Origin of the sequence: Allomuricauda sp. d1 (assembly GCF_039592695.1) — a bacterium.
Taxonomy (GTDB): Bacteria; Bacteroidota; Bacteroidia; order Flavobacteriales; family Flavobacteriaceae; genus Flagellimonas_A.
The window spans coordinates 1-20,417 of sequence record NZ_JBBUTK010000003.1 but is presented as its reverse complement, the minus strand read 5'-3'; the positions used below and the strand labels follow the sequence as shown (position 1 = coordinate 20,417).

Sequence of the window (20,417 nt, the reverse complement as noted above, 5' to 3'; positions counted from 1 at the left end):
GCCCCCGTATTACCTCATTTTGCTCAATTGAACCACATACATTGCGATAAATTCACTGGCAGTACAGCCTGAATAACTAAAGCCGCCCATTGTTGCAAGTACATCGGGGGTTAGGTCACGCGTTGTACCACGACGCGAATTATGGTGCGTATGGACATTGCCAGTGCCCAGTGTCACTCCCGACAATCCGACTTGCTTAAAAGCGCCTCTACTGCCTCTAGGGATTACACAGGCACTTAGGGTTCCTCTGTGTACATCATAGTCACCGTCATCAAAATTAAATCGCAACTGAAACTCTGCATTTAGGTGCCCTGCCGGATTGCTTTCAATGGTGATTTTTATGTTGCCTGTTGGGTTACAATCACAGAGTTCGGAGATGGTGGAAACATCGACATCCCAAGTGCCGATTAGACAACTGTCCATAGTTCCTTCCTCCCCACTACAATCAAGAGCCTCAGCGTCAGAAGGGGTTCCACTGGCAGAGCCACCAGGGGGAGGAGATCCACTCGATGTACCTTCAGAAGACGGTGTGCCTGAGACAACGACCAATTGCCCATCACCATCATCTTCATCATCAGGGTCATCATATACATCGCCATCGCCATCAGTATCAACCCCATTGTTGGGCACGCTATCGTAATCCAGAAGATCGCTGGCCAAGACCTCGGCCAAAAGTGAATGTTCACCAGAAATCTTTGCAATGGCCCTAATTCTGAGAATGGCATTTATGCCATAGCCCATACCCCCAATATCCCAAACGCCATTCACCGCATTATAAGAGCCATTGTTGGCATCATAACCTACGAAATCGTAACCTGGGGGTAGAAGGCTAAATACCTGAACATCCAAAGCGGTATCAGGACCATCATTGATGACCCTAATGGTAAAGGTGACCTCTTGACCGGGATCGACAAAATTGTCATCAACCGATAGTTCAAGACTCAAATCGGCTGATTGGGCCAATAAAGTCAGTTGCCCAAATAAGCCAAATAGTAAGAGAAGAAGTGTTTTTTTCATGGTTTGAAATTTATTTAGTGACATTCATCCATCATATCCTCCAATCCCATAGCCTTTGCCATCCGACAATTGAGCCTTTCTTCACGTTCCGTTAATTCTTCCAGTTCTTTATCTATCATTTCTCGGCAATAGTCTGAACCACAGATTTTCCGCTTTTCCCTCAATGTCTCTTTCCTCAACAGAATTTCCCCCATTTTTTCTTCGAAATAAGCTGTTTCGACTTCTATGTCGGAATCCTCATCGCCACCAACGATCATGGGTTTATATTCGCTGGCATCGAATGTAATTCCTGAAGGAATCATAGAATTTAGAGTTACCTGAATATAATTTCCAGATTCCGGTCCGCCAATATTCACTTTATTATAAACGATTAATCGATTGCACTTCGCATCGCTCATATCCTTTAAGATGCCGACCATAAATCCAACCATGACTGCAGTAGTCTTTATAGGTGTCGGAGCAGTATCAAAATACATTGTCCATATATTGTTTAGCCCGGTTTTGGGCTCCCTCATTTCTGCCACATACCCCTGGGTTGGCGTGTCCCAATTAACATGGGATGGCATAGGCTCTGGAATCTTATTGCGTTCTTCTGATTTTGAGAAAAAATGCATTGAATAAATAAGATCGTTTTCAATTCTGATATTTGCTGTCTGGCTGCTTTGCCTTGTGATTGCCCTGTGCTCATTATTATATCTGTCATAAACATAGGTAACGAGTTGTCCGTTGGCCAGCCAAACCGCGCCATCTATTCGTCCCCGCGTACTTTGGTAGACACCCAAATTGTTCTTAAAAAAGCCTAAAGGACCACTCGGAAACAAGATTGACCCATCTGCTGTGTTGACATAATAATCCATGGTGAAGTGCTGAACATCACCTTCAATGGCATATTCCAAATCAGAACTTATTTTATAATCGAACTTAAAACGACGGTTGATTTTATCAACTGGATTGGCCGGAATACTGCTTGCTGCACCTACAGGAGCTAAACACTGGGCGTGCACTCCATTTATGAAGCATATAATGCATACGATTATCACAATCCATTTTTTCATAGTATCATGTTACCGAGAAGTGCATGTCACTACGCTCTATTTTTCACTTTTTGTAAATTGAACAGACGTCATTTACTGAACTTGGTCAATTCCATATAACCTGTAAGATCCCCTTTTTTGTTATAAGTCTCTTGCTTGATCATGCCGACACCCTCTGCCAACCACATTCTTGAAGGAAAGGTTTGGTTAGCCATCATCATCTTTGATTTATTCTCGCTGTAGATGACAAAACAGGGAAACTTTCCCGCGGGGGTAGTAATGATTTCCTTTTTTTCCACTTTACGGTTTACGGTCTCTACATTCATGTTCATGTTCATACCGCCCATTTTCATTTTCATCTCAATATTGGCATCGTCTAGCTCCTGGCCCACCGATAGATTATTGGGCAGCTCAATATCCGTACCGGACATATCAACCTCTACATCACCGAACTGGCTCATCATCTGTTCATTCATCAGTGATTTAAAATCGATTTTTACGACATCACCTTCGCAGCTAATTCCGTATTCTGAATCATAGGTATTTCCTTTTTTATCGGTCATTTGCATGGTCATGGTCGCAGAGACAGAATCGCCACTACCATCTACATCGTCTACAGTATAGGTAAATGTGCCGTCTTCTTTGCCCTTTTTATTGTAGTTGGTGTATTCATAAGTTACACCATCTTCCAACACATAATATTGGCTGCATGCGTTTTGCGCATTCGAAAAGTTGAACGCAAATGCAATCAACAACAGTGGGAGAATCAATTTTTTCATTTGGTTCATTGTTTTATGAATTCTACACGACGGTTTTGCGATTTTCCTTCCGGGGATGTATTGTCGGCTACAGGCTCACTTTCTCCTTTTCCTTCTGTTGATAAGCGATTACCATCGACTCCGTAAACGCTGACCAGTGCATTTTTAACGGCATCAGCTCTTTTCTTAGACAATGCCATGTTGGTGTCATCACCTCCATCAGCATCGGTATGGCCGACAATTTTCAGATTGATGGAAGCATCTTGTTGCAAGACTTGAAAAATCTGGCGGATAATGCCCATGGATTCAGGTTTGATGTTGGCAGAGCCGGAATCGAATAGAATTCCGTTTGTGGATATTTTTCCCTCAGAAATCAATTTTCGACGCAGGTCTACACCACCTTCGGCGACTTTGAGATTGGTAATAAAGACCTGCTCTTTACCATCCTTGAACTGTTTTGCATTGAATTTTATGGTGTGCAGTACAGCTCCTGTAGGCACCAGCCTTGGCACATCGATATATTTCACTTCATTGACCCAAAGCCTAAAACGTTGACCGTTTACGGCGATGGAGACATGGGGCATTTCCAAAATTTCATCGCGTATATCTGCCTGCACAGTGCTACGAATCTGCCTTTTACCATTGATGCTGTTCTCTACCGTAATTCCAACGGCACCATACTGGCAATAGGGTATCTCGGCGAAGACAAAATTTCTACCACTTTTGAATTGGTCATCATCACTAAGGGTAATACTGAGTTGCGCCGTAGATGAGGTGTGCTTGTCTATACCCACCCCTGCGATATCAAATTCAATGGTATAATCCTCTGGCAATTGTGGTACATCAGGTATGTAATAGATGTTGAAACCCGATTTCACTTCCAGCCATTTTTGGGGCGAATCGCCCAAGGTGACCACTTCGCCGCCAGCATTGGTATTCCATCTTGAAGGGAAGTCCCCGATGAAATCATTGGCAAAATCATCGAAAAACAATTGCTTATCGCCTGGCACGAAGTCGAATTTGCTGTAGACTTCAATGGTCTTAGGGCCATTGTCTGAACCATCAGCGGGATTGTTAATGCCACCTTGGTCGTTTCCTGTTCCTCCTTGTTCGCCTCCAGTGGGGTTAGGCTTGTTCGGGATGGGGTTTTTTTGTTTTCCTTTTTTGCCGGGTTCCAGAATACTGTCGAGAACTTCATCGGTCTTTTCAGAGGTTTCTTTGTCTACCCGTCGTTCAATGGTGCGTTCAGCTGCTCTTTCGGCTCTTTTGCCCAGTTTTTTCAGTATTTGGGCATTTCCGTCTACAGAAAAAATAAAAATTGTGAGCAATGCCAAGAAAAGGCTGCCCTTAGGGAATGTTTTCATTTTGCTTTAGTGTTTGATTTTGTGGTACTTAAAATATAAAAATCTATGGAATGTAATGTAAAAAAAATAGGAAGGTTATGTACTGATTGATGTGTATTTAGCCTAAAAACCTGTGTGTGCTGCCGCTAATTTGCCTTGTATACAATCAGTGAGTTTTCTTGGTCTTTGGCTACGAGCTCCAGTTTTCGGTCATTGTCAATATCCATTAAATCAATCATTGAACCGCCAAAAACTGGAAAGTTAGGAGTGGGTTTGGCCTGGCTATCGTACAGGTATATTTTTTTGTTTTGAATATCGGTCACCGCCACATATATTTTGTCGTAGACATAAAATATTTTCGGTGCGGTATAGACACCGAGCTCAAGCTCGACCTTCTTGCCCTTGATGCTCAGTATGTTTTCATTCGTCAGGGCCAGGGTTTTGCTTGTCGCATACATGCCATGGTCTTTGTTGAGATTGAAGTCTGTTTGGGTCAGTTTTCCATTGGTGGCAACTTGATGAAGCACCCCGTTTTTATCGGTGACAGAAAACTTGTCTTTGTAGAGAAAGATACCATTTTCAGAGAAATCTATTTTTTTGTTGACCTTGATGCGCTCTTGGCCAGCTCGGTGGCGTATTTTCAATGCCCCATTCTCAAGTTGAAAGGTTAGATAATCTCTATTGCCCAACCTAAAATGTGAGGGTTTTGCGATAATGGGGCTCTCGGTCTCGGTATATTTGAATCCTTTCACAATGTCACCCTTTCGGTTGTACATGAACACTTTTTGCCCTTGGGTTACCACAAAGCGGTAGTCTTTTCTTTTTTCATAATCAAAAACCGCCAGTGCATTCAAGTTTCCGCCTTCAAATTTCATGTTAAAGGGTTCAACAACCTCACCGTTTCTGTCCAAGATCAAAAATTCATTGTTGGTAGAGAATGCCAATTGCAGTTTGCCATTTTTGTATAGGTCGACCTGCTCAATCCTACCCTGCACCCTTCCGTTGAGCTGCTTTTTCCAAAGTACTTTTCCTTCCGTGGAAATCAAATAGAGGTTGTTGTCATTGTCTTGTACGACAATCTCCTGTTTGTTGGTGCGGTGGTTTTTGACAAATTGTGGATTTGTGGCCAGATCGGCATCCAACTCTAATGTAAACAGTCGGGTTACGGTATTGTTTTCTGAAGTTTTACCAACTTCTGAAATCGTAAAACTGGTATGAAAGAATGTTTTATCGGCGATGGCTTGGGCAGAGAAGACATGGTTTTTGAGCTCATTGGGTTTAAAATCAGAAAACAGGTTTGGAAGCATTTCATTTTTAATGAAATAATCCATGCCGTCAGAAGTGGATAGCAGCAAAATATTCGATTCACTGGCCAGAAATTCCATGCCACTTTCATAAGCAGGCGTGGTATCAAAGGTGGTACCTCTCTTATAATCACTGATTATTTTTTTCAGGGTTTCCTGTTTCTCGCAGAACACAAAGGTGTTCTCTATGATGGTGTAGAATTTTGGTGCAAAACCCTTGAACAAAGGATTGAAGGTCTCGTTGATGAGGTCCAAATCACCAAGTTCAGTAATTTCGGCACCTTGATAATCAGAAACCCTTACTTTTTTGGAAGTGAGAAATTCAGCAATATTGTTGGTGCCAAATGACCCCAAGGTTATTGCTTTTTCGCTATTTAATACAATCACGCCCACCTCTTCGATAGTATTAAAAAGGGTATCGCTTTGAGATGGTTTTTCAAGGTAGGCATCACGATTTTTGGCGAAAGAAGAATAATCGTTAAATGTGTAGGATAAGATGCCGTCGGCATCAGCAGGCGCCATTGACGCAGTGCTATTGGTCAAAGGTTCTACATCTTTGAACAATGATAAAAAATTGGGCAACGAATCATTTGTAATTTCAATGCCGCTTAAGTTCAGCATATTTTGGGATGCATTGAAATCAAGAGAAAGCCAATCGTTATATTTAGTTTCATCAGTTTGGTGTTCAGTGTCTTTAGAACGGAAAACAAAAGGCATTTCGCTTGGCTGCATAAATAGGTTGGCAGATTTGTGATTGTCTGCTGCTTCAAACAACTTTTTTAATGTTTGCGAAATTTGGAAGCTCTGATCAGAATTTGCCGCGGTTTTCAGCAAATCTTCAGAATTGCTAAAGACAAGTTTTTCTCCAATGTGGGCACCAAAAAAAATGGAACCATCTGCTTCGTAGCGGGTAATAACCAAATCTTTATAAGTGAGCTTTTCAACTTGTTTTTGATTTGCTTTTTGGAGGTCGAAGAAAACTTCTTTTTCATCCGCTAGCAGCACAAAATGCGATGTATCATCGCTATTAGATTTATAAAACCCCACAAGACAGTCGTTCTGGGCATTTACATACTCCAAGTCACCAATCAACGATTGCATAGACTTGAAAAGCAGCATATTGTTATACTGCACCAAAAAATCATTGTTTTTGACCTCACTTCTAAATTGGGCCATATCGTTTATACGAAGTATGAATGCAGGGTCTTTCGGTAATATTGAAAGGGGATTTTCAAGTCGGTTTTTTTTGGTGGTACAAGAGAGTATCAAAGTGGTTAGAAGAAGAAGTATCGCCCCTTTACAGCTCATTACGTTGGTTTAGTGACAAATGTAGGTCATTTAAATATCCAATGCCAATTGGTCGGGCAGCTGTTTGAAACTTTTTCGATGATGGGGGCTTAGTCCATATTTTTTGATGGCTTCCCGATGTTCTTTGGTTGGATAGCCCTTGTTTCTGATCCAATTGTACATAGGATATTCCTGATGCAGTTTGGCCATCAACCCATCCCTATAAGTTTTGGCAAGAATGGAAGCTGCAGCAATGCTGAGGTATTTGCTATCCCCTTTGACAATGCATTTATGTGGAATCGCTTTAAAGGTTTTGAACCTATTGCCATCGACAATGATAAATTCCGGGACTTTTGTCAAATTGTCCAAAGCATGGTGCATCGCCAAGATGGAAGCGTTCAAAATGTTGATGGTATCAATTTCAATAGGTTGAATGTGACTGACAGCAAACGAAACAGCTTCTTTTTCAATTATCGGTTTAAGTAAATCTCGCTTCAATTCAGTGAGCAATTTTGAATCTGTCAGTATATCATTTTCAAAATCTTTTGGCAGTATAACCGCGGCAGCGGTCACGGGGCCTGCCAAACACCCCCTGCCTGCCTCATCGGTGCCTGCTTCAAGAAATGAATTATATTTTTTTTGGAGCATTTCGTATAAATGTGAGATAAAATCCTACAATGGGTTTGAAATCAAAATGGATATAATGTTAAAAAAATGAACATTATGCAATTGATGCTGGGAGTGAAGGTTTTTTCAATAAATATTAAGCCTAATTTAACATTACTGGGGGCTTAAGCCTTTTATTTTTTGGTTTTTTAACCATTTATTATGATTTTTGGCGCAGACTAATTCAAAAATTCGAATAAATGAGATCAAAGTTAACTTGGGTGTTAACACCTTTGTTGGTGTTATGCCTTTCATTCTCCTTTGCACAGGAGAAGACGATTTCAGGTAACGTTACGGACCAAAATGGGCTTCCCTTACCTGGAGTTTCAATCGTTGTAGTGGGTACTTCCAGTGGTACACAGACAGATTTTGATGGAAACTACTCCATCGCCGCTGATGTGGGCCAGGTACTCCGCTATAGCTATATTGGACAAGCCACTGTCGACAGGACGGTAGGGAGCGCGAACACTATAGACGTGCAAATGCAAGAAGATGCACAGGCACTTGAAGAAGTAGTGGTCACAGCCCTTGGCATTCAAAGACAGGCTAGAGCACTTGGTTACGGTACCGATGTAGTCAAGGGTGAGGAACTTGTTAAAGCCCGTGAAAGCAATATTGCGAATTCACTTCAGGGTAAGGTAACCGGGGTACAAATCACTAACTCAAGTGGTAACCTTGGGGGGTCTTCAAAGGTGATTGTTCGTGGTGTTTCCTCATTGGGTAGTAGAAACAATCCGCTCTGGGTAGTCGATGGAGTACTTATCAATGACTCACAGGTGCCTGGTAATGGTACCAGAATCAGCGGTGCACGTGATTTTTCCAACGGCGCAGCATTGATTAACCCAGATGATGTAGAATCCATCAACGTTTTGAAGGGTGCTGCTGCAACGGCGCTTTATGGTTCACGAGCTGCGGCTGGTGCCATTATTGTGACCACGAAAAAAGGCCGTGCTGGTGAGGGGGGTAATGCTTCTGTCTCTTTCAACTCTTCGCTAAGGTTTGATAGCCTGTTCAGGGTGCCTGATTACCAAAACCAGTATGCTGTCGGAACTAACGGGCAATACAATCCTGGTTCAGCAGGTGACTGGGGGCCACGAATTGTAGGCCAAACTGTGCCTAATCTACCGATAACGAATCAACCCGGTCAATTACAGGCCATTGAGGACAATGGTGTTCGTGAGTTTTTCCGTACTGGGGTCACACGTATCAATAACTTCTCCATTGGCGATGCCGATGAGCGGTTGGACTATCGTTTAAGTGTGACTTCGTTGAACCAGACAGGTATTCTTCCCGGATCGAGCTTGGATAGGATTACTGTTGGATTGAACGCTGGAGTCCGCCATAACCAATGGTTAGAGTCCAGGTTTAGTTTGCAATATGCAGCGACGCAAACTAGGGGAACAGGCGCGGTTGGTGCCAATGACCCCAATATTATAGGCCTTTCTGCTTTTAGCAACTCTATTGACCCAAGGTTATACGATCCATGGATTGATGCCTCTGGTAATCAAATCAATACGTTGATTGGCAACGATGGCATACAAAGCAATAACCTTTTATGGCTGCGTAACGAGAATTTGAACAGCAGAGACGAAGATCGTATCTTCGGTAACTTCCAAGTGACCGCCAAACCTTTTGACGGCTTCAGCATCTTAGCACGAGTGGGTATTGATTTAGCAGATGACAGACGCTTTATTGAAAATAGTAAAGGAACTATCGGGCGACTATTTGGTGATTTTATCTCAGATAACATCAGGAGAAACGAAATCACATCTGACGTCATTGCCACTTATGATACCAGTCTAAGTGATGACTTGAGCTTGACAGTTTTAGGAGGGATGCAATACAACGCACGTATCTTTGAAAGACAGCAAATAGAAGGGGTTGATTTATTAATTCCAGAACTTTTTAGTCCTGCTAATGCTGCTCAGGTTATTCCTGTTAGAGATTTTTCTGAAGCGAGACTCTTCGGTATTTATGGGTCAGCTGAATTGGGCTATAAAGACTGGGCTACCTTGACTTTGACCGCTAGAAACGACTTTTCTTCAACTCTACCGGATGATAATAATTCCTATTTTTATCCTTCGGCAAGTTTGGCATTTGTCTTTTCTGATGCCTTTGATATATCCAGTGATTTCTTCACTTTTGGTAAGTTAAGGGCCAGTGTGGCACAGGTAGGTAATGATGCTCAGCCCTATCAATTGGATTTTAATTTTAACCCTGTCACTACTGCTACTGGGCAATATGGGCTGAATTTGAACTTTCCATTCAACGGTGCATTGGCGTATTCAGCCAACAATACGATACCAGCAGCTAACCTGTTGCCGGAAGAACAAACCTCGTATGAGTTTGGTTTAGAGGCGAGATTCTTCAATGGTAGATTGGGCTTTGATTTTGCTTATTTTAAAAATCAGAACGATAACCAGATTATAGCTGTACCAATACCAGAGACTACAGGCTTTGCATTTAACGCAAGAAATGTGGGTCGTGTCGATCAAGAAGGGTTTGAGATTGCCATTGATGCAACCCCATTAAGAATTGGAGATTTCTCGTGGAATACCGCTATCAATTTTTCTACGGTAGAATCAGAGGTGGTTTCTTTAACTGAAGGTGTTGAACGCGTAGTCATTGCTTCAGGATTCAATAGTGTGCAAGTTGTTGCTGTGCCAGGAGAAGAATTCCAATTGTTCGGTTTTCCTTACTTAAGGGATGAACAAACAGGTAGGGTAATTATTGACCCCAATACAGGTCGACGTCAGGTGGCTGATGAAGCCGATATTTTAGGCTCTGTGCTCCCAGATTGGACAGGTGGTTTTGTAAATACGTTTAGCTATAAAGGCCTGAGCGTTTCTGCCACGGTTGATGCCCGATGGGGTGGGGTGATGAAATCTTCCACGGTTGAAAATTTGCAGACTGAAGGATTGGTTGTTGAGACACTCCGTAACAGAGAAGGGTCGTTTATCGATTCACAGGGTGTCATCGTGACACGGGATGCTGAAGGAAATATCACTGACAGAAGAGACAATGACGTGCCTCTTTCTAGTGCGCAGGATTTCTGGCAGTCACTGGACGATAACAGCTTGGCAGAACCCTTTGTATATGATGCAACCTTTGTAAAACTTCGGGAGGCTAGTATCTCATACACCTTCCCATCAAAGTTATTGGAAGGTAGCTTTATCAAGGGCTTGACTTTGGGTGTTGAGGGAAGAAACTTGGCTTTATTGTACGCTAAGGTCCCTCATATCGATCCTGAAGCGACCTTATTTGGATCAGGTGCTGACGGTTTCGGTATTGAAAGGTCAAACGTGCCGACTTCAAGAAGTATAGGTTTCAACGTGAGGATGAGATTCTAAAAAATAAAAAAATAGACATGAAAAAATTAAATTTAATTTTACTTGCACTTGTATTCGTGTTTGGGTCGCTCATCTCATGTGATGACCGGCTGGATATCAATACAGATCCATTGGCCGCTACTACAGCGGACCCCAATGCAGTACTGCCCTTTATTTTTGTGCAGTACTCTTCTAGAAAAGTGACTGAATTGGGCACCCGTATTCCTGATGTGTCACAATACGTTTCAAACATCTTTAATAGCCCCAAAAACGGGAATACCAGTATTTTCTTGACGGGTAATACGTGGGGCATGATGTACAACCAAATACTGGGTAACCTTGTTTTGATTAGGCAAGATGCTACCGAAGCGGGCCCCACCTCTAATAATGTAAATGCCATCGCTACGATAATGAGCGCCCATATTTTTTATGAGTTGACCAGTATCTGGGAAGATGTGCCCTTTACAGAGGCTTTGAACGGAGCGGAATTCCCTGCACCCAACTTTGATGATCAACAGACTGTTCTGAATGGAGTCGTCGACTTATTGGACGAAGGTATCCGATTGATTGATACCCGGGAGACCAACGGAGAGTTTCAGATTTCAGCGAATAGTGACCAGTACTATGGCGGCAATATGGATAGTTGGAGGATATTCGCCAACTCCTTAAAGTTGCGGACCTTGATGATGTTGCGAAACGGAGGAGCCAATGTTGATGCACAAATCAACGAAACATTATCGCAACCTTTGATGACCAGTAACGATCAGGCCGCAGTTCTTGAATATTCAGGTCAGCCAGGAGCCCAGAATGCGCATCTCACCATTGTCACGGCCTTTTTTGGACCTGATAATGAAAGCCAGAATATTTGGGGTCCCGGCCCACCATTAGATGAACTTCTTAGGGGTTCTGGTGACCCAAGATACGATTTGTGGATTGCAAGAAATGACTTGCCAGCACCAGAATTGGCTTTTTTTCCTGACCCAGAGACTTCAGTTTTCAGCAACAATCTCATTCGGTTTACATTACCCGATATGGTGATGATACCTGCTGAGATTGACCTGTACAAAGCGCAATTGGCTTTGGAAGGGGTTGCAGCAGCAGGATCTGCGGATGAAAACTATCGAAACGGTGTTGAAAATGCGTTGAGATGGTGGGGACAGGATATCCCAGGACTTCCCAATCCAATAACCGATGGTGAAATCAATGCCTATGTGAGCAGTCTGGCCGCACCAACACTTGAAGATGTGTACAACCAACAATTCTTGGCAGCATTTTTACAGCCTGTCATGGCGTGGAACCACGTACGAAGAAACAGGGTGCCCGAGTTGGATACTCCACCAGCAAGTACCATTTCAACGATTTTGAAGCGGTTCAACTACCCGCCGGACGAGGTGACCAGTAATCCGAATACGCCAACAAACTTGCCTACGGATACACCGATGTGGTTTGAAAATCTATAATTAGCAATCAAGATGAAGAAAACAATAAATATTTTAATCGTAAGTGCACTGGCCTTTGTGGGCTGTGCAGAGGACTTTGACTATGAGGATAGCGGATTTATTCTCGAAGAGCTTCCATCTTATGTAGCTTTCAACCCAGCGGGTACCAGTGTCACACTTGCCCCAGTTGATACTACTGAGGGTGAAACAGAGGAAATCAGTGTCGAGATACCTGGTGGAACTGTTAGTGACGTGACAGTGAATTATACCTTTGCCGGTACCGCAGTATTTGGTACGGATTTTAATGTGGATGGTGCTACCAGTGCGGGGGGATCGTTGACTTTTGGACCTCCTTCGACACCAAATTTAGATGGCCAACCTGTTGGTGGCGACATCGTGGTCGAATTATTGACTGACGGCGTTGAAGATGGTGCAAAAACGTTGGAAATTACGTTGACCAGTGCATCAAATGCTGAAGGAGAATTAGCTATTGGCCGAGGAGGTACTGATGCCCTGAGAACTGCAGTAGTAAATATTGCAGATGCAGATGCACCTGAAGAATAATCAGGTCTTTTAGAATAACTCGAAATGGGGGATGCAATTTTGCATCCCCCATTTTTTTATGATTTGTCAATACGCTACTGCTACAACTCAAAAAATCTTTATACGTCTAATATGAGAAATAAATAAAGGAGGCTACAGAAATCTGTTATTGAATAGATAGTAGAAAACACGTTGGTAGCCTTATAATATAAATAGTAGTAAATTGCCTACTCTACCCTAAACTGAAACACTTCTGAAGTAGAAGAGTTGTTTTCGCTGTCATAAGTAATTATTTGCCAATAATAGGTATTTCCTGATGCTACGCTCAGGTTGGTAAAAGATGTATTTTGAATTCTTCCGATGGAAGGTGGGTTGCTGTCTGTTCCAAAAAAACCCTCGAATTCCACAATATCACCGTCCACATCAGATGCTTCCCATTCTAATGAAATAAGTGTTGTGGATGCTTCAAGAGTTGAACCCCTTGAAGGATTGATTGCTTTAGCGGGAAATGGGGCATAATTTTCAATTCCAGGACCTTCATTATAGAAGCGAAACCTTGAACTTGTTGCTGTGGTATTGGTGCCATCTGCTCGAGAAACTACAAACCATTCGTAAGGTGTTCCTCTATTAATGACAAGAGGAGCTTCGTTTTCGATAACGGAAACTCTTCTTTCTACGATATCGGTATTCAAGTTAACAACATTGATCTGATAGTCATCGGTGTTCTGTGATTCGTTCCACCTAAAAATAACAGTGCTCGTTGCGTCATCAATTATTTCTCCCTCATTGCATTCGGTGTTATCTTCTGGAAAAATCAGTGTTGCGGCCGAGGGGTCAGGCACACTAACGGGTTCGTCATCATCTGGGGGCATCTCGCTTGGAACATCACCACCACCGCCACATGAGCTGGGCAGAGATGCCAAAATCAATATTGATAATAGAGTTGCGTACTTTTTCATTGCTATTTTTTTATGATTTTATAACTGGTCATTGAACTACCAGATTTAATATTTAAGATGTAAACACCAGCAGGCATGCCAGCAACATTCATTTCTACAGCATTATTGTCTGTAGGAAGCTTTTTTGCGAAAATTTGGGTGCCAGCAATACTATATACTGAGACTTCAACATTCTTTTGCCTAAAGTTTGAACCCATGAAAATATTCAGTTCACCAGATGGTAATATTGGGTTTGGAGAAACTAGAATTTTCTCACTTAGAATAATGGTTTCTTCAAAAGAGCCTTGACAATTTTTATCCGTTTTAATGGAGATGAAGTTTTGAACTTTGCTCAGAGGCAATTCAATCTCATTTTCGGTAGTAATGAAAACCTCGCCATTAAGTTCAATAAAATACTTTGACCCACCGGATAAGTTGAACACTACGGTGTTATCAAGAGAACTTACTTTTGAACTTACTGAAAGTGGCTCGGGTTCTTGAACCAAGATGTCAAAACATTGTTCATAACCTGGTTGGTTGCCTACAGTGACACAAAGCAAATAATTTCCGGCAAGAACGTTTGTAAATGTAAAGGCATCGTTAAATTCGTCACTTACAACATCATTGGAGCCTTCAGATGATAAAGTTGCTGTATAGGTTAGGTTAGTGGCAGCGGCAATTATTTCTACACTTCCATTATCACTGTTTGAACATGATTCTCCAATAGAGCGCACATTAAAATTATCTGACGGTAATGAGAAAATTTCGCAGCCGTCAAAGTCTACCACAGCACCCAAAGGAGTATTGTTGCATGCATCAGCGCTATTCAATATGCCATCATTATCGATATCATCATCGCAGAGATCACCAATGCCATCACCATCAAAATCTTCTTGGTTTGGGTTGGCATTCAATCTGCAATTATCTTCCAAATCAAGTATTGAATCGCCATCATCATCATCATCACAGAAGTCACCCTGACCATCACCGTCTAAATCAGCTTGATTGGCATTACCAACCAAAGGACAATTGTCTACCCCGTTCAAAACACCATCATTATCAATGTCATCATCTACTTGTGCCCCTTCAATTCGAAAATCGTCGATTACAACGCCTTCTTGATTCACAGCAGGGTCAGATTGAAAAACAATTCTGAAAATTATACTGTCTTCATTGGTCAGGTCAGTTTCTCCATTAGCAGCATTTGCTACAAAATCGTAGGCATATTCGGTCATTGTGGCATCAGTACCCGTCCATTGAGCTCCCGGACAGTTTTGACAGTCATTTGCGGTCCCGGAACTTTCATTTGTTCTATCGCTATTGTACCAATTGGGCTGGCTGCCCAATTGACCTAAAACTTGCCAATTTGCTCCACCATCAACTGAGTATTCAATATAGACGATATCAAAGTTGATTTCGAGGTCATAAGCCATATTAAATTTCAGAACTGGGGCAGTTATCGATGAAAACTCATAGCAATTTGACAAGATGATACCTGTAACCCCATCCGCATGATTACCTTCTAAATTTGTACCGTACACTTGGGTTCCTGAACTGGCTTGGTTTAAAAGTGTGCCACTTGGCACACCCCGTTCCCAAACGCTATTGTTTTCGTCACCTAGATTAAATGCAGGTAATGAATTTTGTTCACTCTCAAAGTCAAAAACTTGGTCTCCTTGAGCAAAAGTGGAAGGAAAAAAAGTAGTGGACTGGCTATTGTTATCTGAAAACGCATCATTTTCAATGGATACGGTGACGCTATAATCAATGGCAGAGAAATTGTCTACAGGCAGAGAGGGTAAATCCAATACTGTGGTATTCCCGCTTTCTAATGATACGTCAAAATTCACCGTTTGCTGTGCCCCTTGATTAATAGTGTACATAACTTCGACTTGAGAAATAGAATTGATGCCACTGTTCTCAACGGTCACCGTTGGGATGACCTCACCACATACTACAGAGCTGCTGTTTGGAGTAAGCTGTGTAATTTTAATGTCACTTTGCGGTATTTCAATAGGTATTGGGGTTTGCCACACGCCTCTGCCATAGGTGCTGGCTACCAGTAGACCGTCATCGGGACTGATCTCTATATCACCAACAGCTACACTTGGAAGGTTTGTAGAATATTGCTCCCACTCAGTGAGTGTGTCGTCAAGGCGATATACTCCTAAACTTGTACCCACATAAATAGGATTGTTGGTGTTTCTAGCCTGATGCGCTATGGCAAAATAGGCTTGGTCTGTTGGCAAATCAAAGGTGATATTTTCAGCTGACGCAAGTGTATTGCCATTTACGGTCACCTTATATACTGCACGCCCTTCTGTAGGTTGGCCAGCCTGGGCAACACCAACTCTATTGGATGTGGTTACATATACCGTATTACTATTATTGTTATTTATAGCGATGTCAGAAATCAAGGTGTCAAAAGAATTTATCAATTCAAAAGTTACACCGCTGTCTTGGCTTCGATAAAGGCCAGCCCCCTCGGCAACATACATGATTGCAGGATTATTGGGGTCAATTTCTAGATCCTCAACATTTCCCCCATCAAAAAAATCGGAAACTCTTTCCCATTCGGTGCCGACCAATTTGTAAATGGCACTGTAAGCGGCATACACAGTTCCTTCACCGTCAATGGCCAATGGGGTTATCCAGTTTCCTTCCACATTATCTGTTCCTGCTGATGGGGCATTGATAAAACCAACATTCTGGCCTGAATTTGCACTTACAAATAGAGCACCACCAAATTGAAGAAAACCATAAGATAAATTTTGATTGGTGGGGTCAATTTCATAATCCATTCCATCGCCGCCCGTGTAGACATTCCAATTTTGACCATCGTAGATGTATCCTGAGTTGTCTTGAGTTCCGCCAACAATCTTGCTGGCATCATTCTTTGCAATTGAAATCCGATAAAATTGCGATATAGCTATGCCATTGGTGTAGTCGGTGAATGATAGTCCGCCATCATCTGACATATAAAAACCACCGTCACTACCGCAGAACAGTTTATCGCCGAAGAACTTAAGGGTATGAATATCGGCATGGGTATAAGAAGGAGTATTGGCAAACCATCTATTGAGCTGAGAAAATGAGTCGCCCCCATCGGTACTCTTCCAAATGTTCAAACAACCTGTGTAGACCACATCTGCATCTGCAGGGTCAACCTCCATGGCCAAATCAAACCAAGCCTGGGTTGATTCAAAGATATTGGTGGCGTTATCTGTTTCGGTAAATGTATCACCGCTATCTGTTGATTTGAACAACCCAAGGTATGCTGAATTGTTTCCTATGGTGTCAGCAACCAAAACATAAACCACAGAAGGGTCGGCAGCTGAAACACCAAGTACCATTCTACCACCAGAGGTCGGTAGTATATCTTCAATCTGGGTAAAAGTATCCCCACCATCGGTGCTTTTGAAATATCGGGCACTTGGGTCAGAAGATGCTGCACCGGTATTGCCACCCACTGCATAAATGGTGTTCGCATCCCCGGGTTTTAGTTTAAAGTCTGTAATGTTTCCAGATCTTTTAACCTGCCATGTGTCTCCACCATTTTCAGACTTTAACAGCCCATTGGAACCAGCTACCCAAACAATGTTGGAGTCTGTAGGGTCGATGACAATTTCGTTCAGAACATCAAAATCATTTTGATTGCTTGGGTTGATGCCCGTTTCGTTCCAAGTGAGACCACCATCCAATGATTTAAAGACTCCTGCACTAAATGAATCTGAGGCATCATCATCACCGGTGGCAATATAAACTATGTTAGAATTGTTCGAATCAATAGCTATACCAGACACTCCAATTTGGGGAAAGTCGTCAAATAGGTTTACCCAAGAAGAACCAGCATCGGTAGATTTCCAAATACCCCCTGCAGGTGCGCCAGCATACCAGGTATTCTCATTATTGGGGTCTACGGCAACGGCATTTACCCTACCAATACCGGGAAGCGCACCCGCAAGCGTTCCTGAGGTTATTGGGCCAACTGAACTCCAATCACTTGTCGGATTTACAGGCCCTTTACTGTTTTTTTTAAGTTTCCAAACTTCCCATAATTCTTTTGAAGAAGGCAAGTAGCCATTCTTGTCTGCAAAGTGTTTCCAATAATTTTCCCAACGCATGTAGGGTTTGAAGCCACTGCCTTTTTTATCACGGTCTTTTCCTTCCCAATATTGGTGAAAAGCATCAGAGATTTCATATATGGAATATTCATTTTGAACTTGTTTTGAAGAAAGTGATTTGTTTTCCTTCAAATTCTGCATCCAAGGTGCGTTTTGTACATACTGGGCAGATGCCAAACTTGTCAAAAAGAGGCAAAGAAGAAGTAATTTTCTAGTCATAGCTATCATTGTAATCAGTCGGTTAAAATATGCATTTTTCCTCAGTTGTATAGGGTCAAATCGATAAAAGTACCCCAAACTTCAACAAAGCATCTCACAAAACTTTCACATTTCTTTAGAACCAAAAAAACATACCTTTGCGACCTAGTTATGCCCATGAGACTTTTTCTGTCACTTTTAGCCATTTCTTTTTTTCAGTTAACGTTTGCCCAGAAAGATTCAGTAGCGCAAAAAACCGAATCTGATACTGTGTTGGCATCGGTCAAATCGATTGATAGTGTAAGATTGAAGAAGAAAAGAGATTCAGTGAAAACACTGTCTATTAAAGACTATAAAATCATTTCTCTTTCTCGCGATACCACTTATTTTGATACTACACAATCCATCAAAAAAGAATACAAGTTTAATTTTCTGCGTGAAGATGATTTTGAGTTGATGCCGTTTGCGAACATGGGCAGACCTTATAACAATTTGGGCAGGAATTTCGTTTCGAGGGATTTTTTCCCAAACATAGGGGCCAGGGCCAGACATTTCAATTACATGGAGGTTTACGATATCGATTATTATCATGTGCCCACGCCCATTACCGATTTAATGTTCAAGACCACATTTGAGCAAGGGCAAATGTTGGATGCCTTGTTGACCTTCAATACTTCAGAGCAGCTGAATTTATCGGTGGCCTACAAGGGCTTCCGTTCTCTGGGCAAGTATAGATTTGAACAAGTGGAGTCCGGTAATTTCAGAACAACTTTCAATTACCGCACGAAAAATGAGCGATATCAAGCTAAGGGGCATATTACTGCCCAAGATTTAGAGTCGGAAGAAAACGGAGGTATTGCAAATAGGGAACAGTTTGAAAATGGCGAAGATGAATTTTTAGACAGATCGCGAATAGATGTGGCTTACGAAAACGCAAACAATAGGGTTTTGGGCAAGCGCTATTTTTTAGACCATGAGTTTAAGCTGTTCAGTGTAAAAAGAGATTCACTAAAAAAAAGAGCTACCAATCTTGCCATCGGGCATCAATTCAACTATGAGACCCGCTTTTATCAGTTTCAGCAAGATGACGATAATTTGGCTTTTGGCACCCAGCCTTTTGAAGAGCCTATAGATGATAGGGCACGGTTAAAGACGATGTTCAATCAATTATCGGCAAAATTCACCAATAAAACATTCGGAGCACTTACAGGCAACATCGCATTGTATGATTACGATTACTTTTTCAATAGTATATTAATTAACGAAGATGGCACGACCATTCAGAACAGCCTGGAAGGAAATGAGATTACTTTGGGTGGTGATTATTCCAATCAGATAGGTAGATTGAATCTAAAGGGAAGTTTCAATTATACCCTATCAGGCGAACTTTCTGGCAACCGTTTTGACGCTTCCGTAAATTATTTGTTGAATGAAGACAATGTTTTGTTCGCATCCATCCATTCAATTTCAAGACTGCCAAATTTTAATTTTCTGTTGTACCAAAGCGATTACAGAAACTTCAACTGGCAAAATGATTATGAAAAGCAGAACACACAAAACCTGAACGTAGGTTTTGACTCGAAAGCGTTTGGCAAGTTATCGGTAGAATACAGCATCATAGACAACTATGCATATTTTGGGTTGGATGAGGGTGCCGTGGCTGCAGCAGAAGCAGCCTTGAATGAAGGTGAGACCATTGACGCTAGGCTTACTTCGTTTGTTGTTCCCAATCAGGCTTCTGAAAGTATCAATTATTTGAAGGTGAAGTATGAAAAAGAGTTTAAATGGAGAAGGTGGGCACTGAACAATACAATCATGTACCAAAACGTTGGCCAAGATGCTCAGATACTGAACGTGCCCGAGTTGGTGACCAGAAATTCACTGTACTATTCAAAGGATGTTTTCAAAAAGGCCATGTTTTTACAGACCGGGGTCACGTTTAAATATTTCACTTCCTATAATATGGACGCTTACAACCCCTTGCTTGGCGAGTTTTATATTCAGAATAGGGAAGAGTTTGGCGGCTATCCCTTATTGGATTTTTTCATAAATGCCAAAGTCCGTCAAACGCGTATTTTTCTGAAGGCTGAGCATTTCAATACCATTTGGAGCAAAGAATACAATTACTACTCCGCTCCAAACTACCCTTATCGTGATTTCGTGATCCGTTTCGGATTGGTCTGGAATTTCTTTTCATAAACTTTTTATAAAGCTGTTTTTTAAGACCCTATAATCCAATCCATTAAGATTCTCCGTAAATATTTTGGTTATTTTCTTTTGGAAGGATTTGTGGGAAAGAAATAACGTGGTTATATTTGCACCCGCTTTGCTGGTAAGCGAGGTGGAATTGGGGCAGTTTTTTGGAGGTCGGGAGGCCTTATTTTATGCCCCTGTTTTTTTGAAAAGTTCATGTACATATCGGAAAATTGACAGCGTA

12 protein-coding genes are annotated in these 20,417 nt (G+C 41.9%); 4 read left to right on the top strand and 8 right to left on the bottom strand.

Translation table 11 applies throughout. The features are described 5' to 3' along the window. Positions 1-9 precede the first annotated feature (9 nt). The 6 genes from AAAH86_RS11925 to AAAH86_RS11900 form a co-directional block, all read right to left on the bottom strand. Positions 10-1,017: a DUF11 domain-containing protein gene (locus tag AAAH86_RS11925; RefSeq protein ID WP_343487875.1), complete on the bottom strand. Its 1,008-nt coding sequence runs from the start codon at positions 1,015-1,017 to the stop codon at positions 10-12. 14 nt (positions 1,018-1,031) lie between these two features. Next, positions 1,032-2,072 (bottom strand): hypothetical protein, encoded by a 1,041-nt coding sequence (locus tag AAAH86_RS11920; RefSeq protein ID WP_343487874.1) that lies wholly within the window; start codon positions 2,070-2,072, stop codon positions 1,032-1,034. A gap of 68 nt (positions 2,073-2,140) precedes the next feature. Next, positions 2,141-2,830: a hypothetical protein gene (locus AAAH86_RS11915; protein WP_343487873.1), complete on the bottom strand. Its 690-nt coding sequence runs from the start codon at positions 2,828-2,830 to the stop codon at positions 2,141-2,143. A gap of 5 nt (positions 2,831-2,835) precedes the next feature. After that, a complete protein-coding gene (locus AAAH86_RS11910) occupies positions 2,836-4,173 on the bottom strand; it encodes an OmpA family protein (protein WP_343487872.1) in 1,338 nt (445 codons plus the stop codon). Positions 4,174-4,298: 125 nt separating this feature from the next. Continuing rightward, positions 4,299-6,632: a ribonuclease HII gene (locus tag AAAH86_RS11905; RefSeq protein WP_343487871.1), complete on the bottom strand. Its 2,334-nt coding sequence runs from the start codon at positions 6,630-6,632 to the stop codon at positions 4,299-4,301. A 162-nt stretch (positions 6,633-6,794) separates the two neighbouring features. Beyond that, positions 6,795-7,391 carry a ribonuclease HII gene (locus AAAH86_RS11900; RefSeq protein ID WP_343487870.1) on the bottom strand — a complete coding sequence of 199 codons (597 nt, stop codon included), beginning with the start codon at positions 7,389-7,391 and terminating at the stop codon, positions 6,795-6,797. A 218-nt stretch (positions 7,392-7,609) separates the two neighbouring features. On the opposite strand from AAAH86_RS11900, the gene AAAH86_RS11895 reads away from it, so the two are divergent. The 3 genes from AAAH86_RS11895 to AAAH86_RS11885 are packed head-to-tail and all read left to right on the top strand — an operon-like array spanning position 7,610 to position 12,741. After that, the gene (locus tag AAAH86_RS11895; protein ID WP_343487869.1) at positions 7,610-10,759 is read left to right on the top strand and encodes a SusC/RagA family TonB-linked outer membrane protein; all 3,150 of its coding nucleotides are present in this window, start codon (positions 7,610-7,612) and stop codon (positions 10,757-10,759) included. A gap of 17 nt (positions 10,760-10,776) precedes the next feature. Then, a complete protein-coding gene (locus tag AAAH86_RS11890; protein ID WP_343487868.1) occupies positions 10,777-12,198 on the top strand; it encodes a SusD/RagB family nutrient-binding outer membrane lipoprotein in 1,422 nt (473 codons plus the stop codon). A gap of 12 nt (positions 12,199-12,210) precedes the next feature. Continuing rightward, entirely contained in the window at positions 12,211-12,741 is a 531-nt protein-coding gene (locus tag AAAH86_RS11885) for a hypothetical protein (RefSeq protein WP_343487867.1), read from the top strand. 206 nt (positions 12,742-12,947) lie between these two features. Here AAAH86_RS11885 and AAAH86_RS11880 read toward each other — a convergent pair whose 3' ends face one another. Next, entirely contained in the window at positions 12,948-13,679 is a 732-nt protein-coding gene (locus tag AAAH86_RS11880; RefSeq protein WP_343487866.1) for a hypothetical protein, read from the bottom strand. A gap of 2 nt (positions 13,680-13,681) precedes the next feature. After that, on the bottom strand, positions 13,682-17,923 hold the full coding sequence (locus tag AAAH86_RS11875; RefSeq protein WP_343487865.1) for a thrombospondin type 3 repeat-containing protein: 4,242 nt from the start codon (positions 17,921-17,923) through the stop codon (positions 13,682-13,684). 234 nt (positions 17,924-18,157) lie between these two features. On the opposite strand from AAAH86_RS11875, the gene AAAH86_RS11870 reads away from it, so the two are divergent. After that, positions 18,158-20,179: a putative porin gene (locus tag AAAH86_RS11870; protein WP_343487864.1), complete on the top strand. Its 2,022-nt coding sequence runs from the start codon at positions 18,158-18,160 to the stop codon at positions 20,177-20,179. Positions 20,180-20,417 lie beyond the last annotated feature (238 nt).

Excerpts from the sequence above, each read along its gene's own strand:
- AAAH86_RS11905 (WP_343487871.1), bottom strand. The coding sequence starts at position 6,632 with ATGGCCCAATTTAGAAGTGAGGTCAAAAACAATGATTTTTTGGTGCAG.
- AAAH86_RS11920 (WP_343487874.1), bottom strand. The coding sequence starts at position 2,072 with ATGAAAAAATGGATTGTGATAATCGTATGCATTATATGCTTCATAAAT.
- AAAH86_RS11895 (WP_343487869.1), top strand. The coding sequence starts at position 7,610 with ATGAGATCAAAGTTAACTTGGGTGTTAACACCTTTGTTGGTGTTATGC.
- AAAH86_RS11870 (WP_343487864.1), top strand. The coding sequence starts at position 18,158 with ATGAGACTTTTTCTGTCACTTTTAGCCATTTCTTTTTTTCAGTTAACG.
- AAAH86_RS11890 (WP_343487868.1), top strand. The coding sequence starts at position 10,777 with ATGAAAAAATTAAATTTAATTTTACTTGCACTTGTATTCGTGTTTGGG.
- AAAH86_RS11900 (WP_343487870.1), bottom strand. The coding sequence starts at position 7,391 with ATGCTCCAAAAAAAATATAATTCATTTCTTGAAGCAGGCACCGATGAG.
- AAAH86_RS11885 (WP_343487867.1), top strand. The coding sequence starts at position 12,211 with ATGAAGAAAACAATAAATATTTTAATCGTAAGTGCACTGGCCTTTGTG.
- AAAH86_RS11880 (WP_343487866.1), bottom strand. The coding sequence starts at position 13,679 with ATGAAAAAGTACGCAACTCTATTATCAATATTGATTTTGGCATCTCTG.
- AAAH86_RS11910 (WP_343487872.1), bottom strand. The coding sequence starts at position 4,173 with ATGAAAACATTCCCTAAGGGCAGCCTTTTCTTGGCATTGCTCACAATT.
- AAAH86_RS11925 (WP_343487875.1), bottom strand. The coding sequence starts at position 1,017 with ATGAAAAAAACACTTCTTCTCTTACTATTTGGCTTATTTGGGCAACTG.
- AAAH86_RS11875 (WP_343487865.1), bottom strand. The coding sequence starts at position 17,923 with ATGCAGAATTTGAAGGAAAACAAATCACTTTCTTCAAAACAAGTTCAA.
- AAAH86_RS11915 (WP_343487873.1), bottom strand. The coding sequence starts at position 2,830 with ATGAAAAAATTGATTCTCCCACTGTTGTTGATTGCATTTGCGTTCAAC.